Origin of the sequence: Mycolicibacterium alvei (assembly GCF_010727325.1) — a bacterium.
GTDB lineage: Bacteria > Actinomycetota > Actinomycetes > Mycobacteriales > Mycobacteriaceae > Mycobacterium > Mycobacterium alvei.
On the sequence record NZ_AP022565.1, the window covers coordinates 5,636,721 to 5,653,025 of the forward strand.

The window sequence follows — 16,305 nt, forward strand, 5'->3', positions numbered from 1 at the left end:
ACGGATGTCACGAGGGTCTTGCTACCGGTATCGGCGCTGTCCGGTCCGACAGGTTGCGTGCCGGACGTTGCCGGATCGGCAGCGGCCACCAGAACCACCGGCCCAGGATCGCGGCGATCGTGGGAGTCATCAGCGAACGCACGACGAGGGTGTCGAACAGCAGACCCAGGCCGATGGTCGTGCCGCCCTGGCCGATCGCGATCAGGTCACTCGTGGCCATGGAGGCCATCGTGAACGCGAAGACGAGGCCGGCTGCGGTGACCACGCCGCCGGTGGCGCCCATGGCCCGGATGATGCCGGTGTTGATGCCCGCGCTGACCTCTTCCTTCATCCGCGAGACCACCAGCAGGTTGTAGTCCGATCCGACCGCCAGCAGGATGATGACCGAGAACGCAAGCGTCATCCAGTGCAGATCGATTCCCAGCAGGTACTGCCACACCAGGACCGACAGGCCGAACGATGCTGCCAGGGAGAGGATCACGGTGCCGACGATGACGAAAGACGCGATCAGGGCACGGGTGATCAACAGCATCACGATGAAGATCAATGTGATCGCGCCGCAGGCCGAGATCAGCAGATCCCACTGGGCGCCGACCTGGATGTCCTTGTACGTGGCCGCGGTGCCGCCGAGGTAGATCTTGGCGTCGGCGAGCGGCGTCGTCTTGATCGCCTCGCGGGCCGTCTTCAGGAGCGGGTCGACGTGCGAAATACCTTCGGAGGTAGCCGGATCCACGTCGTGGGTGATGATGAACTGAGCGGCCTGACCGTCCGGCGAGACCATCAGGTCCAGCCCGCGTTTGAAGTCGGGGTTGTCAAAGGCCTCCGGCGGCAGGTAGAACGAGTCGTCGTTACGGGCGTCGTCGAACGCCTGGCCCATCACCGATGCCGTGTCGGTCATCTTGGCGATCTGGTCGACCAGCCCGTTGAACGTGCTGAACATCGTCTTCATCGTGCCCTGCATGGACTTCGAGATGGCGATCAACGGTGGCAGCTGCGCCACCAACTGCGGCATCAGCTGATCCATCTCGTTCATGTTCTTCACCGATTCCGCGAGGGTCTCGGTCATGGTGTCGATGCCGTCGAGCCCGTCGAACAGCGAGCGCATGGACTGGCACATCGGGATGTCGTAGCAGTGCGGCTCCCAATACAGATAGTTCCGCATCGGCCGCATGAAATCATCGAAATCAGCCATGTGATCCCGCATTTCGTTGGTGCTGGCCTGCATGTCGTTCATGCTTGAGGTGAGCTCGTGGGTGATGCCGGTCATCCGGTTCATCAGGCCCAGCATGTTCTCCATGATCGTGATCATCCGGCCGAGATCGTCGGTGAGCGTATTCATGTCGCCCATTCGCTCCCGCAGGAACTGCAGGTTCTCGGTCATCGACACCGATTGCATACTCACCTGGAAGGGCACCGAGCTGTGCGCGATGGGGCGGCCCAGCGGGCGGGTGATGCTCTGTACGCGGGCGATGCCGGGCACCCGGATCAGTTCCCTGGCGATCTTGTCCAGCACGATCATGTCGGCCGGGTTGCGCAGATCCCGTCCCGCATCCACGAGCAGCAGATCGGGATTCATCCGAGCGGACGTGAAATGTCGTTCGGCGGCTGCATATCCGACGTTGGACGGCAGATCCTTGGGGATGTAGAGCCGCTCGTTGTACGAGGTCTGGTAGCCGGGCAGGGCCAGCAGGCCGATGAGCGCGAACGCGATGGCCGCGGCGAGAATCGGAACCGGCCAGCGCACCACCGAGGTGCCGAGCCGGCGCCAACCGCGCGAACGGATCTCGCGCTTGGCATCGAGTAGGCCGAACCGACTGCCGACCACCAGCATCGCCGGCGCAAGTGTGAGTGAGGCGAGCACCACGACGGACATGCCGATGGCACTCGGCACACCCATCGAACTGAAGTAGTTCAACCGGGTGAAATGCAGGCAGAGCATGGCGCCGGCAACTGTGAGACCGGAGCCGAGGATGACGTGCCCGACGCCATGAAATGCGGTGTAGTAGGCGTCTTCTCGTTCCTGACCCTTCTGCCGCGCCTCCTGATATCGGCCGACCAGGAAGATGGCATAGTCGGTTCCGGCCGCGATGGCCAACGAGGTCAACAGGCTCACTGAGAACGTCGACAAGCCGAGCAGGCCGGCGTTGCCGATAGCGGCCACCACACCCCGCGCCGCCGACATCTCCAGAAGCACCACGATGAGCATCAGCAACATCGTCGCGAGCGACCGGTAAACGACGATCAGCATCACCGCGATCACGGCGATCGTGACGAAGGTGATCGTGATCATGCTCTTGTCGCCGGCTTCGTTCATATCCGTGGTGAGCGGACCTTGGCCGGTGACATAGGCTTTCACGCCCGCGGGCGGGTGCGAGTCGTCGATGATCTTGCGGACTGCGGCAACCGATTCGTTGGCCAGCGTCTCGCCCTGGTTGCCCGCGAGGTTGACCTGAACATAGGCGGCCTTGCCGTCGGTGCTCTGGGAGCCCGCTGCGGTGATCAGGTCGCCCCAGTAGTTCTGCACGTGCTGGACGTGTTCGGTGTCGGCCTGCAGCGTGCGGACCAACTCATCGTAATAGTGATGGGCTTCGGTGCCCAGGGGCTCGTCGCCCTCCAGCACCACCATCGCGATCGTGTCCGAGTCGAATTGATCGAAGCGCTCGCCGATCTTCTTCATCGCCACCAGTGCCGGCGCGTCCTGCGGTGACAGTGAGACGGCGTGCTCGTGGCCGACGACCTCGAGTTGCGGGACGAGGGCGTTCAGGACGATGACGAGCACCACCCACGCCAGGATGATCGGGATCGAGGCGACGCGGATGACGCGGGCGATGCCGTTGCGGTCGGGGCCCTTGAGTTCGGTGCCGTTGTGCGCGTGGTTGCCCATCAGGCGGCCTTGTCCAAGCAGAAGGCCTGTGCATCATGCTGGTTCACGGTCTGTTGGTCGCGGACTTCGCCGTTGACGACGATCCGGCAGGTGATCACTTCGCTATCTCCTTGGGCAACCACGTTGGCGAACACCGTCGGCAGGGTGGTGACCACCTCGTGCCGCCACGGCAGCGAGCTGAAACTCTCGGTGTGGGGTTGGGCATCGGCATCCAGGTAGCTGACATGGCCGCTGGCGCCGCTGGGGCCGTCGATCTCGTAGACGACGCGCTTTGGGTTGAACTCCACGATGTCGTCACCGGCGGACTGTCCCGGGTCGGTGTTGATGTGCGTGCCGAAGATCCCGTGCATCCGGTTCATCGCGAGACCGCTGACGGTCAGCGCCGCCACGAGCACCAGGGGAATCCAGAAACGTTTCGCAAGCCGATATACCGCAGCCACGGCAAATCCACCTCTCCGGTTCGGCGGACGCCGACGGAACCCCATCCGACCGCGTTTGATCGGCAGAACGTAACAGGCCCTTAGTGGATCTTCCACGTTCCATTAAGGAATTTTGATATACCTCACATTTGCTTCCCAAACGGAATTTTTAGCCCCCCTCGAAGCAGTCGGTAGCACGCGCTGCCTCCGAGATCTGGTCACAGATAACGAGATTGGGCTTCGCGGCCGGCTGCTCCGGATGCTGGTCGACGGGGTGCCCGGTTTGCCGCCACAACCGAGAATGCGCCCGCCTCCCGATTTCGCCATCAGCCGGTGGCGACTTGAGACGACGCTACGCGGTGAGCAGACGCAGCGGGGACCCTGAGCAGTAGGCGGCGATGTCCTCGACGATATCGCGGTAGAAGATCGTCATGACACCCTCGGTGACGTAGCCGAGGTGCGGGGTCAGCAGCGTGTTGGGCAGGGCAGCCACCGGGTGTCCCGGGGGCAAAGGCTCCTGCAGGTAGACATCGAGGGCCGCACCGCGAATCCGGTTGTCGCGCAGCGCCTCGATCAGCGCGGTCTCGTCGATGAGGCCACCGCGCGAGGTGTTCACCAGGATCGCCGACGGCTTCATCGCGTCGAGTTCGGCGTGGCCTATCAGGCCGCGGGTCGCCTCGGCGAGAACCATGTGCAGCGACACCACGTCGGCATCGGCGAACAGGGTATCCCGATCCACCCGTGTGACACCGGCTTTGGCGGCCCGCTCGTCGGTGAGATTGGGGCTCCACGCGATGACGTTCATGCCGAACGCCGTGCCGATCGCGGCCACCCGGCTCCCGATCCGGCCCACCCCGACCAGGCCCAGGGTCGCCCCGTGCAGGTCGCCGCCGACGGTGCTCTGCCACAGCCCGGTGCGGATGCGCTGATCCTCGATGACCAGGTGGCGCTGCAGTCCGAGGATCAGCGCCCAGGTGTGTTCGACGGTGGGGGTGATGGCGCCGCCGGTGCCCGACACGGTGATTCCGAGCCTATGTGCCGCGGCGACGTCGATGGCGGCATTGAAGGGTCCGGTCGTCACGAGCAGTTTCAGGGCAGGCAGTTGGGCGAGCAACGTCGCATCGACAGGCGTACGTTCGCGCATCGCGACCACGACCTCGTGCCCCGCCAGCCTCTCGACCAGTGCTGGACCGGGTGCGATGTGGTCGCGCAATGAGGTGACCTGGGCAGATCGGGGAATCGGTGACCAGTCGACGGTGTCGGCGATTCCCTGGTAATCGTCGAGGACGGCAATCCGCAGCGGCGAGGTCATCGCTCAGAAGGCATTCGGATCGTTCTGCACAGCCAGCGGCACCGGATGTTGATAGAGCTGGGATGCGTTCTCCCAGGTGATCTTCCGGATCACCTCTGCGGGCAGGCCCTGGATCTGTTCGTGAATGGTGCGCTGGGTATGCGGCCAGGTCGAGTCACAGTGCGGGTAATCGGCCTCGAGCAGGATGTTGCCGGTGCCGATCCGTTCGTGCTGGACGAACGAGGACTGATCCTCGACCGCACAGAACCAGAAGTTCCTGGCGAACACTTCAGCGGGGGAGAGGGTTTCGCCCAGCGCCTTCCAGGTTCCGTACATCTCGTGGTAGCTGAGCATGTGATCGAGCCGATCGAGTAGCCCTGCCACCCAACCGATTCCACCCTCGGACAGGCAGATCTTGAGGTCCGGGTACCGGCTGGGCAGGCCCGAGTACAGCCAGTCGACCGCGGCGGTGATGGCGTAGGCGAAGAACAGCACACCCTGCACGTCCGGCGGAGCATCATCGGTGGTGGACGGCGCCGAACCCGAGGAGCCGATATGCAGGTTGACCACCGTGCCCGTATCGGCGCACGCCGCCATCATCGGCTCCCAGTACCCGGAGTGGATGGTCGGCAGCCCGAGCATGGCCGGGTTCTCGCTGAATGTCACGGCATGGAACCCGCGTTCGGCGTTCTCATAGATCATCTGGGCGCCGACGTCGGGGTCGAGCAGCCACGGCAGCTGACACGGGATGATCCGGTCGGGATAGGATCCGGCCCACGCTTCCAGGTGCCAGTCGTTCCAGGCCCGTACCGCGGCCATCGCCAGGTCCCGGTCCTTGGTCACCTTCTGCAGTCGCTGGCCGGCGAACCCGGGCAGGAACGACGGGAAGTTGAGTGACGCGTACACGCCGTTGAGATCCATATCCTTGACGCGCTCATGAATGTCCCAGGCCCCGCGGCGCATCTCGTCGAACCGCGCCGGCTCGAAACCGTATTCGGACACGGGGCGGCCGACCACGGCGTTGAAACCCACGTTGGGAAGTGACTGCCCGTCATACATCCACGTCTGGCCGCCGTTCTCGGTGTCGACGACCTTCGGGGCGCGGTCGGCGAACTTACGAGGTACGCGGTCGGTGAAGGTGTCCGGCGGCTCGACGATGTGATCGTCGACCGAGATTACGGTGTAGAGGCGTTCGGCTCGCTGCGGATCGGGCAGAAACGTCACCGTGCGTTCGGCCCCCTGCTGTGCGGTGGTGAAGTCGAGATTGCCGGCGAGTTCGTCGATGGACTTCATGGGCTGAATCTCCTAGTGACAGGTCTTAGTTCAAGACTTCAGGGTCGGCTTTGATGGTCATGCGGGCCGCTCCGGCCCAGTACACATCGGCCGCGCGCTCGATGAGTGAGGCCTTCATGCCGTACATGTCGGAGCGGTTCATCTCGGTCGGCTGCTGCCCGGTGAGCATCACCTGATAGGCCAGCTTGCAGACCCGATCGATCGAGGCGGCCCGGTACACGGCCTCGGCCACGGTGCCTCCCGTGGTGATGACTCCGTGGTTGGCCAGAATGGTGAGGTTGGCGTCGCCGATCCGCTCGGCGAGCTCACGGGCCCGCGGTGCCGAATCGACCTCCCCGTCATAGGTTTCGACGAAGCGCATGTCGTCGAGGAACAGCGACCCGGTCTGGTGCACCAGGTCGGGCAACTTTCCCAATGCCGCGATGAGGCTCACGTAGTAGGGATGGTTGTGGATGACGACGCGGGCGTCGTCACGCATGCGGTGCAGTTCGGTGTGGATGTGGATGGCCGGGGTGACGTCCCACCGGCCCCGCACGACGTGCGCATTCTCGTCGACCACGCAGATGTCGGATGCGGTGAGCTCCTGCCACCACAGCCCCCATGGGTTGACCAGCATCTCGGTGCGGCCCTCGGGCTGCCAGGTGATGTGGCCGGCCATGTTCTCGGCGAAGCCGATGGACGCCAGGTGCCGGAACGCCACGGCCAGCGCCTGTTCCTCGGTCAGGTCGACGCCGATCGGTGGGGTAACCGACGGCGACCACACTTTCAGCCCGCCCTGGCGCACCTCACCGACGCTCATAGCTGTCTCCCAATCGAATCCGGATATCCTCGCGGAGTTGGCCTTTGGCGATCTTCCCGCCTGACGATCTGGGCAGCTCATCGAGCACGATGATCTTCTCGGGAAGGAGCTCTTTCGACATTCCCTGGGCCAGGAGGTGTTCGACGAGCCCCGGCAGGTCGATGGCTTCATCGTTTTCGGGCGCTACCGGTGCTACCGGCTCTATGTAGACGCAGACCTTCTCCCCGAAGACCGGATCGGGCATGGCCACCGCGGCTGCAACGGCGACGGCGGGATGTGTTGTCACCGCATCCTCGACCTCGCCCGCACTGATGTTCTTGCCGCCGCGCACGATGAAGTCCGAGGTGCGACCGGTGACCGACAGGTAGCCCTCGGCGTCGACCTCGCAGACGTCGCCCATCCGCATCCAACCGTCGGGCGTGTACAGCTTGTCGTGGTCTACGCCGCCGAGATAACCCAGGCTGGTGGCCGGTCCGCGGCAGGCCGGTTGGCCACGACCCGTCGAGGTCACGTCGTCATCGCCGTCGAACAGGCGGACCGTCATCTCAGGTACCAGGCGTCCGGCGGTACGCAACCTGCGCTCCCGCGAATCGTGCAGTGTCGTTCCGCTGAGTAGGCCCGTTTCGTTGGAGCCGTAGAACTGCAGGATGGTGGCGCCGGTGAGCTCCTCGAAATCGGCGGCCCGCTGATACGGCAGCGCCTCACCTCCGGTGAACACCACGCGCAGCGAGCTCAGGTCGTGCTCACGCGACGCCCAGTCGGCCATGATCATCATCAATTGAGTACTGACACAGCACAACACGCTGACCCGGTGGCGGGCGATCGCCTCACACGCGGCCGCCGCGTCGAACTTTTCCAGCAGGACCGTGGTGACGCCGAGGTAGATCGGGGTGGTGTGGGCGGTCCAGATGCCGAACCCGAACGGAGCGGGGATGACCGGCAGGAAGACGTCCTCGGATGTCAGGGCACCGTTGGCTACCGCCTGCTGATGGAAGTAGTGCCATCGGTTCTGAGTGTGCACAACGCATTTGGGAAGGCCCGTGGTGCCCGAGGTGGAGTTGATCAGGAAGACGTCGTCGGCTCCGACGCCCGCGGCCGGTGGTCGCGGCGGGGTGTCGGTGTCGAGGGACAAACCGTCCAACACCAGTGCGCTGATCTCAGGAGTCAGTCCCGACGCCACCGATCGAGCCTCCACCTGGCGCGCCGCATCACTGATCAGTAGGCGCGGTGCGGTGGTCTGCAGGATCTGGGTGGCCTCGCGGGTCCCGGCGCGGGCGCCGATCCCGACTACGACGGCGCCGCACCGCTCGATCGCCACGAACAACACGTGGATGGCCGCGGTGTCGCCGTGCCATACCGCGATGCGGTCGCCGGGGGCGATGCCCAGGCCGGCCAGCTGGGCGGCGAGTAGCGATGCGGCGCAGTCGAACTCGCTCCAGGTGAATGTGGTGGCGGGGTAGTCGATATAGGCCGGCTTGTCGGGATGGGTGAGGGCGTGCTCGCGCACGGTCTGCGAGAGGGTGCGGTCGGACCACCATCCGGCCGCGCGGTAGTGGGCTGCGTCTGCAGCGGGGGCGACGTCGCCAGCCTTCATCACCAAATCATATGAAAATAAGAATCTGTGTCAACGGTCACAGCATTGTCGCTGGGAGCTCACGGTCGCCGCGGGCCGGACTGGGTCCAGGTGCGCACCATCGTCGGGTCGACGACGCCCTCGACGCCGGGGTACTGCTGGGCGTTGACCAGATGCGCCGCGGCAAGATCGCGGGCCCGCTGCGCGTCGCCCACGTCGATTGCGTCGATCACCTGCCGGTGATCTTCCAGGACTGCTCGACGTTCTTCGACGGGCACCGTCGAGTGATCCGTAACCTGGGCCGACCAGTTTTGCTCGTGAGCGGACCACAACGCCTCCAAGGCGCCCGCCAGGATGATCATGGTCTCGTTCCCACAGTGGCGCACCAGCGCTTCGTGGTACCGCCGGCTCGCCGAGGTCGCCTGCAGCAGATCCGATACCGATCGGACCGATTCTTCATGTAGTTCACGGAGAATGGGGACGACGGTACGTTTGCGGTCCGGGCGCTGGGCGCAGAGTGCGGCGCATGCCGGTTCGACCTGCAGCAGTGCCGTACCCACGTCGGCGAGTCCGACCTGACCGGCGCCCAGTACCAGCCCCATTGTGTAGGCGAGGTTTGCGGCGTCGGGTCGGTGGACCACCGCACCGCCGAGCTTTCCGCGCCGCACCGTCAACAGGCCCTCGGCTTCGAGGATGCGCATCGCCTCGCGCAGAGACGGCTTGCTGATCGGGTATTCGACGAGAAGTTCGTCCTCCTTGGGGAGGATGCTGCCGTCGGGCAATTCTCCGGTGAGGATTCGGCGCCGCAACTGGTCGGCGACCTGCTCGGCAAGTCGCTGGAATCGGACGTTTGGCTGCGCCACGCGTCGAGTGTGCCAGATGACCGGCCGTCCGGAGGTCACGTGGGTGCTTGTATCCAAATGATTTGTCTCATAAGGTGAGCCATGCAGAAGTGGGCCATCGGCGCATTGACGATCCATGCCGTCCTGGAGACGGTGGTGCCGACCCGGCCGGACCGGATATTTCGCGGTCTGCCGCCCGAACTCCCGAGCTGGTTGCACCCGGATTACGTCGACGACTCCGGCAATCTCCTGGTGGCGATCCAGTCCTTCTTCGTCGAATCCGGTGACGAGCTCGTCGTGGTCGACTGCTGTTTCGGCGAAGGCCACGATCTGCCGTATCAGATTCCGATGGACCCCGACCAGTACCGGCAGTCGCTGGCCACGGCCGGATTCACCCCCGACGATGTCACCACCGTCGTCTGCACCCACCTGCACCTCGACCATGCCGGGCGCAACACGACCTTGCGCGACGGCGTTTGGCTGCCCACCTATCCCAATGCGACATATCTACTCACCGCCGACGAATACTCCTCCTGGCGGCAGTCCTCGGCACCCAACCGCGCCGCCGATGAGACCGTCGAACCGCTTGTCTCACATGATGTCCTGCGGTTGGTCGAGGTGGACCACACGATCACCGACGAGATCGGGCTGCTGTCGACCCCCGGTCACACGCCGGGGCATGTCGCGCTGCGGATCGAATCCGGTGGCGAGGTGGCGGTGATCAGCGGCGACGTGATCCATCATCCGATCCAGATCACGCATCCGGATGTGCAGGCGCTTCCCGACGAAGACGCGACCGGGGCCGCCGCGACCCGTGACGCACTGCTGCAACGCGTCGTCGACGAGCAGGCCATCTTGTTCGGCACCCACTTCGCGGCACCGACCGCGGGCAAGATCGTCGCCGATGACGACCGGCTGATGTGGGTGCCGATGTAGCGGTGGGTCCTAGTTCGCCGTGTGGACGATGAGGATGTCGATATCCACTCGACGGGCGATGGTGGCAGGCACCGAGCCCAACAGGCGCCCGGCGACCGAGTCCAACCCGATGTCACCGACGACGATCAGATCCGCCTTGCGGTCGGTGGCCAGCTTCACGAGCGCATCGACCGGTGCACCCTCGATCGCCTTCTCGTCGATGTCCTCGGCTCCGGCGGCTTTCGCCCGATCGCGTGCGACCTGAAGGATCTCGTAGACGGGGGCCGCCCCGTGCATCTTGTAGCCCTCGCTCTTGAGGCTGTCGGCGGCTCGGGGGTCGACCACATGGTCGGGCGACGGTGGTCGCGACCAACCGCCCTTTTCGGCCACGGGTTGATGGGCGCTCGCGATGATCAGCTTCGCGTGCTCGTTCGCGGCGAACATGGCGGCGCGGTCGACGGCTCGCAGCGAGGAATCGGAACCGTCGGTCCCGACGACGATCGTCCGATAGTTGCTCATGTCGTCTCCGAACTGTCGGCTACCAGGACAAACAGGACCTTAGTGCTTTTTGGGTCTGGCCCGGCCTGGAAACGTCAATCATCAACCGAGGTCCCACAACACGAAAGCGCCCCCGGCAGGGATCGAACCTGCGACCAGCCGCTTAGAAGGCGGCTGCTCTATCCACTGAGCTACGGAGGCCAACGCCCGCAGATTCTATCGTGCCTGTGCCCAACACCACGCATACCGTGTCACCGGCAAAGCGGACCCACGGGGCCGGAGGCGGACTAGCGTGGACGCTGCACTGGTGGCCGGGGAGGGGAGAGGGACCACGTTATGAGCGACGTGCCGGAGTTGGACGCGGCCGGACTGCCCCAAGAGCTGAGCGCAGTCGATCAGCTGCTGCATCGGGGAGAAGCAAACCCGCGCACCCGTTCTGGGATCCTGGGCGTGGAGATTCTCGACACCACACCGGATTGGGAGCGTTTCCGGGCCCGTCTGGACTACGCGTCGCGCAAGGTGCTGCGGTTGCGTCAGAAGGTGGTGATGCCGACCCTGCCCACGGCCGCCCCGCGCTGGGTCATCGATCCTGACTTCAACCTCGACTACCACGTGCGGCGGGTTCGGGTGCCTGCGCCGGGGACGGTGCGCGACGTGTTCGATCTGGCCGAGGTGGCTCTGCAGTCGCCGATGGACATCACCCGGCCGCTGTGGAATGCCACCCTGGTCGAAGGGCTGGCCGATGGGCGCGCGGCGACCATCCTGCACCTGAGCCACGCGGTGTCCGACGGTGTCGGCATGGTCGAGATGTTCGCCAACATCTATGACCTCGAACGCGATCCCGAACCGACTGCCTTGGCGCCACTGCCCATTCCGCAGGACCTCTCGCCCAACGACCTGATGCGGGAGGGCATCAGCCGGCTCCCCGGATCGATTGCCGGGGGTGTGCTCGGCGCGCTCGGGCAAGCGGCCCGGACGGTGACCAAGGTGGTGCGCGATCCGGTATCCGCGGTCAACGGTGTGGTCGGCTACGCGATGTCCGGTGCCCGGGTGATGGGGCCGGCCGCTCATCCGTCGCCGCTGTTGCGCCGCCGGAGCCTGTCGTCGCGCTCGGAGGCCATCGACATTCCGTTCTCCGACCTGCACCGGGCGGCGAAGGCCGCCGGCGGCTCGATCAACGACGCCTATCTGGCCGGGCTGTGCGGGGCACTGCGGCTCTACCACGAAGCCAAAGGCATCTCGATCGAGACGTTGCCGATGGCGGTGCCGGTCAACCTGCGGTCCGACGACGACCCGGCCGGCGGCAATCGCTTCGCCGGCGTCAACCTCGCCGCACCCGTGGGAATCGTGGACCCGGAAACCCGGATCAAGGCCGTCCGGTCGCAGATGACGAGCAAGCGCGAGGAGCGTGCCATCGACGTGGTCGGCTCGATCGCTCCCGTGCTGAGCCTGCTGCCCGACGCCGTGCTGGAGTCCGTCGCCGGTTCGGTGGTGAACTCCGACGTGCAGGCCAGCAATGTCCCGGTCTGGCCCGGGGACACCTTCATCGCCGGGGCAAAGATCTTGCGCCACTATGGAATAGGCCCGCTGCCCGGGGTCGCGATGATGGTGGTGCTGATCTCGAGGGGCGGATACATCACCGTCACCGCCCGCTACGACCGGGCTGCCATCGCCGACGAGGAGCTGTTCGCCCGGTGCCTGCTGGCCGGATTCGACGAAGTGCTGGCGCTCGGCGGCGACGGCCGGGCAGAGCCGGCTTCGTTCAGCACCGACACCTCGGCGACCAACGGGAGTGCTGCACAATGACTTCGAACGATTCAGTGCCCCCGACGCCCCGTGGAACCAGGCAGATGCGGCTGCCCGGCACCCTGGCCGAGATCGAGGGTAGCCCGGAAGGCCCGGAGATCGGCGCGTTCTTCGACCTGGACGGAACCCTGGTGGCCGGATTCACCGGGGTGATCATGACCAGAGACCGGTTGCGCCGCGGCCAGATGGGTGTCGGCGAGTTCATCGGGATGGTGCAGGCCGGGCTCAACCACCAGCTGGGGCGGTCGGAGTTCGAGGATCTGATCGGCAAGGGCGCCCGGATGCTTCGGGGCAACTCGCTCAGCGATCTCGACGAGTTGGGTGAGAGGCTGTTCGTCCAGCACGTGCAGGGCCGCATGTACCCGGAGATGCGTGCGATGGTCCGTGCCCACATGGCCCGAGGCCACACCGTGGTGCTGAGCTCCTCGGCGCTGACGGTGCAAGTGGAGCCGGTGGCACGCTTTCTCGGCATCGACAACGTGCTGTGCAACAAGTTCGAGACCGACGAGGACGGCCTGATCACCGGCGAAGTGATGAGCCCGGTGATCTGGGGTCCGGGCAAAGCCCGTGCGGTGCAGAACTTCTCGGCGGCCAACGGGGTGGACCTGGCCAAGAGCTACTTCTACGCCGACGGCGACGAGGACGTCGCGCTGATGTACCTGGTGGGCAATCCGCGGCCGACGAATCCGGCCGGCAAGTTGGCCGCCGTTGCCGCCAAGCGCGGCTGGCCGGTGCTGAAGTTCAGCAGCCGCAGCGGCAGCAGTCCCGTCTCGCACCTGCGCACGCTGGCCAGCCTGGCGACCATCCCGACGGTGGCGGCCGGCGCGATCGGACTCGGGTTGTTGACCCGCAACAAGCGCACCGGGGTCAACTTCTTCACCTCGAACTGGAGCAAGCTGCTGATGCTCACCACGGGCATCGAGCTCAACATCCTCGGCGAGGAGAACCTGACCGCGCAACGCCCCGCGGTGTTCATCTTCAATCACCGCAACCAGGCCGACCCGATGATCGCCGGCCGGTTGGTCGGGGTGGACTTCACCGGGGTCGGGAAGAAAGAACTGGAACGCAACCCGTTGATGGGTCCGCTCGGGAAGGTGATGGATGCGGCGTTCATCGACCGCGACGACCCGGAGAAGGCCGTCGAAGGCCTGCACAAGGTGGAAGAGCTTGCTCGCAAAGGCTTGTCGATCTTGATCGCCCCCGAGGGCACCCGCCTGGACACCACCGAGGTCGGCCCGTTCAAGAAGGGCCCCTTCCGCATCGCCATGGCCGCAGGCATTCCGATCGTGCCCATCGTGATCCGCAACGCCGAGGTGATCGCGGCTCGCGATTCCAGCACGTTCAACCCGGGCAAAGTAGACGTCGCGGTCTATCCGCCGATACCGGTGGACGACTGGACCGTCGACAACCTCACCGACCGCATCGCCGAGGTCCGCCAGATGTACCTCGACACCCTCAGATCCTGGCCGCAGGACGAGTTGCCCACGTTCGACATCTACGCCCGCCCGCCCGCTGAAAAGACCGCTCCGCGCCCGGCAGCGAAGAAGGCGCAGGCCAAGAAGGCGCCGGCGAAAAAGGCTGCCCCCAAGTCGACCCCGAAGGGCCGACCGTGACCGGGGGAATCGACGATTTCGCCAGCTTCAGCACCACCGACGACGCGCTGGTGCTCGCGTCGGTGTCCTCGCCGGCCGAACTGGAACTGCTCAACGACTGGCTCAAGGCGCAGCGGCACGATCATCCCGACTCCACGGTCGAGGTGCTGCAGTTGCCGGCCACCGACGAACCGGCGCCGGGGGTGGTGGCCCGACTGGTCGAAGAACTGGAGGCCGACGAGGACCGCTTGGTTGTTCCGGTCCGCGTGTTCTGGGTGCCCGCCGGGCTGCCCACCCGGTTGAAGGTGGTCGGGTTGATCTCGGGCCGCGACACCTACCGCCCGCCGGAGATCCTGCAGCGACGCATTCTGCGCAAGGACCCGACGCGCGCGCGGGTCGTGGCCGGTGAACCGGCCAAGGTGTCGGAACTACGCCAGCAGTGGAGCGAGACCACGGTCGCCGAAAACTCCAGGGAGTTCGCCCGATTCGTTCTTCGCCGGGCGGTACTGGCGATCGAGCGGGTGGAGCTCCGCCTGCTCGGCCCCGAGTACAAATCGCCGCGGCTGGTCAAGCCCGAGATGTTGGACTCGGCACGATTCCGGCAAGGCCTGGAACAGATTCCCGGGGCGACGGTGGAGAAGGCCGGTGAGATGCTCGATGAGCTCTCCACGGGATGGAGCCGCTTCTCGGTGGACCTGATCCCGACCATGGGCCGGGCCATCTTCAGCCGTGGGTTCGATCCGCGTATCGACTACGAACGCTCCGAGATCGAGTCGATGCGTCATGCGCTGGAGCAACATCCGGCGGTGCTGCTGTTCTCGCACCGGTCCTATCTCGACGGGGTCATCGTCCCGGTGGCCATGCAGGAGAACCGGCTTCCTCCGGTGTACACGTTCGCCGGGATCAACTTGTCGTTCGGCCTGATGGGTCCGTTGTTCCGGCATTCGGGCGTCATCTTCCTGCGTCGCAAACTCGATGACCCGCTGTACAAGTACGTGCTGCGGCAATACGTCGGCTACATCGTGGAGAAGCGGTTCAACTTGAACTGGTCCATCGAGGGCACCCGCTCACGGACCGGAAAGATGTTGCCGCCCAAGCTCGGACTGCTTGCCTACGTCGCCAACGCCTACCTCGACGGCCGCAGCGATGACATCCTGTTGCAGCCCGTGTCGATCAGCTTCGACCAGCTGCACGAGACGGCCGAGTACGCCGCATACGCTCGCGGCGGCGAGAAGACACCCGAGGGCCTGAGCTGGCTGTACCACTTCATCAAGGCACAGGGCGAACGCAACTACGGCAAGATCTATGTCCGCTTCCCCGAAGCGGTTTCGATGCGTGAGCACCTCGGTGAGCCCGGCGGCGAGATGGCCCACGACGAGGCCGCCAAACGCCTGGCGATGCAGAAGATGGCGTTCGAGGTGGCCTGGCGGATTCTGCGGGTCACGCCGGTCAACGCCACCAACCTGGTGTCGGCGCTGTTGCTGGGCGCGCGTGGCGTCGCGCTGACCCTCGATCAGCTGCACCACACGCTGCAGGACTCGCTGGACTACCTGGAACGCAAGAACACCCCGACCACCAACAGTGCGCTGCGGCTGCGGACCGCCGAGGGAGTGCGCTCAGCCGTCGACGCCCTCTCCGGCGGGCACCCGGTGACGCTGGTGGACAGTGGGCGCGAACCGGTGTGGCGAATCGCCCCCGAGGACGAGCTGGAAGCGGCGTTCTACCGCAACTCACTGATCCACGCCTTCCAGGAGACCTCCATCGTCGAACTGGCCCTGGCCCATGCTGCCCGCGCCGCCGACGACCCGCTGCAGGTGTTCTGGGACCAGGCGATGCGGCTGCGTGATCTGCTCAAGTTCGATTTCTATTTCGCCGATTCGGCGGCCTTCCGCGACAACGTCGCCGAAGAGCTGTCGTGGTACGACCGCACGCCAGAGGGACGAGCGGCCGGAGGCTGGGAAGCGCAGGTTTCCCGCGGAGGCGACGACATCTGTCAGATGCTGCGTCTCAAACGGCCGATGTTGGCGGGCGCGATGCTGCGGCCGTTCTTCGAGGCCTACGGGATCGTCGCCGACGTGCTGCGCGATGCACCGGCCGAGATCAGGGAGCGGGATCTGACCAAGCGGGCGCTCGGCGTCGGGCGTCAGTACGTCGCCCAGGGGCGGGTGGGCAGCAACGAGTCGGTCTCGGCGCTGCTGTTCGCCACCGCGCGGCAGGTGGCGGCTGATCAGAACCTGCTGTCCAATGGGCCGAATCTGCAAGAGCGTCGCGATGCCTTCCGGGACGAACTGCGCGGGATCATCGCGGATATGGACAAGGTCGACGAGATCGCGCGTGAGCAGTTCTCCCTCCGGGAGCAGCAGCGCCGCGCTGGGCGAGGCGCATCCGGCTAG

The 16,305-nt window shown here is 65.5% G+C and carries 12 protein-coding genes and 1 tRNA gene; 4 read left to right on the forward strand and 9 right to left on the reverse strand.

Going from position 1 to position 16,305, the window contains the following annotated elements; all coding sequences use genetic code 11:
* Positions 1–7: 7 nt before the first annotated feature.
* The 7 genes from G6N44_RS26945 to G6N44_RS26975 form a co-directional block, all read right to left on the reverse strand.
* Positions 8–2,884: an MMPL/RND family transporter gene (locus G6N44_RS26945; protein WP_163669325.1), complete on the reverse strand. Its 2,877-nt coding sequence runs from the start codon at positions 2,882–2,884 to the stop codon at positions 8–10.
* Positions 2,884–3,324 carry an MmpS family transport accessory protein gene (locus G6N44_RS26950; RefSeq protein WP_235682893.1) on the reverse strand — a complete coding sequence of 147 codons (441 nt, stop codon included), beginning with the start codon at positions 3,322–3,324 and terminating at the stop codon, positions 2,884–2,886. Before G6N44_RS26950 ends, G6N44_RS26945 begins: the two co-directional genes overlap by 1 nt.
* Positions 3,325–3,655: 331 nt before the next feature.
* Positions 3,656–4,615 (reverse strand): D-2-hydroxyacid dehydrogenase family protein, encoded by a 960-nt coding sequence (locus G6N44_RS26955; RefSeq protein WP_179964452.1) that lies wholly within the window; start codon positions 4,613–4,615, stop codon positions 3,656–3,658.
* Between the two features lie 3 nt (positions 4,616–4,618).
* Complete coding sequence (locus tag G6N44_RS26960; RefSeq protein WP_163669330.1) at positions 4,619–5,887, reverse strand: amidohydrolase family protein; 1,269 nt, start codon at positions 5,885–5,887, stop codon at positions 4,619–4,621.
* 25 nt (positions 5,888–5,912) lie between these two features.
* Positions 5,913–6,686 carry a class II aldolase/adducin family protein gene (locus tag G6N44_RS26965; RefSeq protein ID WP_163669332.1) on the reverse strand — a complete coding sequence of 258 codons (774 nt, stop codon included), beginning with the start codon at positions 6,684–6,686 and terminating at the stop codon, positions 5,913–5,915.
* Positions 6,673–8,280 carry a class I adenylate-forming enzyme family protein gene (locus G6N44_RS26970; RefSeq protein ID WP_163669338.1) on the reverse strand — a complete coding sequence of 536 codons (1,608 nt, stop codon included), beginning with the start codon at positions 8,278–8,280 and terminating at the stop codon, positions 6,673–6,675. The genes G6N44_RS26965 and G6N44_RS26970 overlap by 14 nt, the downstream gene beginning before the upstream one ends.
* A gap of 59 nt (positions 8,281–8,339) precedes the next feature.
* A complete protein-coding gene (locus G6N44_RS26975) occupies positions 8,340–9,122 on the reverse strand; it encodes a FadR/GntR family transcriptional regulator (RefSeq protein WP_163669340.1) in 783 nt (260 codons plus the stop codon).
* A gap of 81 nt (positions 9,123–9,203) precedes the next feature.
* Between G6N44_RS26975 and G6N44_RS26980 the strand changes: the two genes are divergently transcribed.
* On the forward strand, positions 9,204–10,037 hold the full coding sequence (locus G6N44_RS26980; protein WP_163669343.1) for an MBL fold metallo-hydrolase: 834 nt from the start codon (positions 9,204–9,206) through the stop codon (positions 10,035–10,037).
* A gap of 9 nt (positions 10,038–10,046) precedes the next feature.
* On the opposite strand, the gene G6N44_RS26985 is transcribed toward G6N44_RS26980, so the two are convergent.
* Both G6N44_RS26985 and G6N44_RS26990 read right to left on the reverse strand, forming a co-directional pair.
* On the reverse strand, positions 10,047–10,535 hold the full coding sequence (locus G6N44_RS26985; RefSeq protein WP_163669345.1) for a universal stress protein: 489 nt from the start codon (positions 10,533–10,535) through the stop codon (positions 10,047–10,049).
* A gap of 107 nt (positions 10,536–10,642) precedes the next feature.
* Positions 10,643–10,715, reverse strand: a tRNA-Arg gene (locus tag G6N44_RS26990).
* A 135-nt stretch (positions 10,716–10,850) separates the two neighbouring features.
* Between G6N44_RS26990 and G6N44_RS26995 the strand changes: the two genes are divergently transcribed.
* The 3 genes from G6N44_RS26995 to G6N44_RS27005 are packed head-to-tail and all read left to right on the forward strand — an operon-like array spanning position 10,851 to position 16,305.
* The gene (locus G6N44_RS26995) at positions 10,851–12,320 is read left to right on the forward strand and encodes a wax ester/triacylglycerol synthase family O-acyltransferase (protein WP_163669348.1); all 1,470 of its coding nucleotides are present in this window, start codon (positions 10,851–10,853) and stop codon (positions 12,318–12,320) included.
* Between the two features lie 44 nt (positions 12,321–12,364).
* Entirely contained in the window at positions 12,365–13,933 is a 1,569-nt protein-coding gene (locus G6N44_RS27000; RefSeq protein WP_163670420.1) for an HAD-IB family hydrolase/lysophospholipid acyltransferase family protein, read from the forward strand.
* Positions 13,930–16,305, forward strand: a complete 2,376-nt coding sequence (locus tag G6N44_RS27005; protein WP_163669351.1) for a glycerol-3-phosphate 1-O-acyltransferase — start codon at positions 13,930–13,932, stop codon at positions 16,303–16,305. The genes G6N44_RS27000 and G6N44_RS27005 overlap by 4 nt, the downstream gene beginning before the upstream one ends.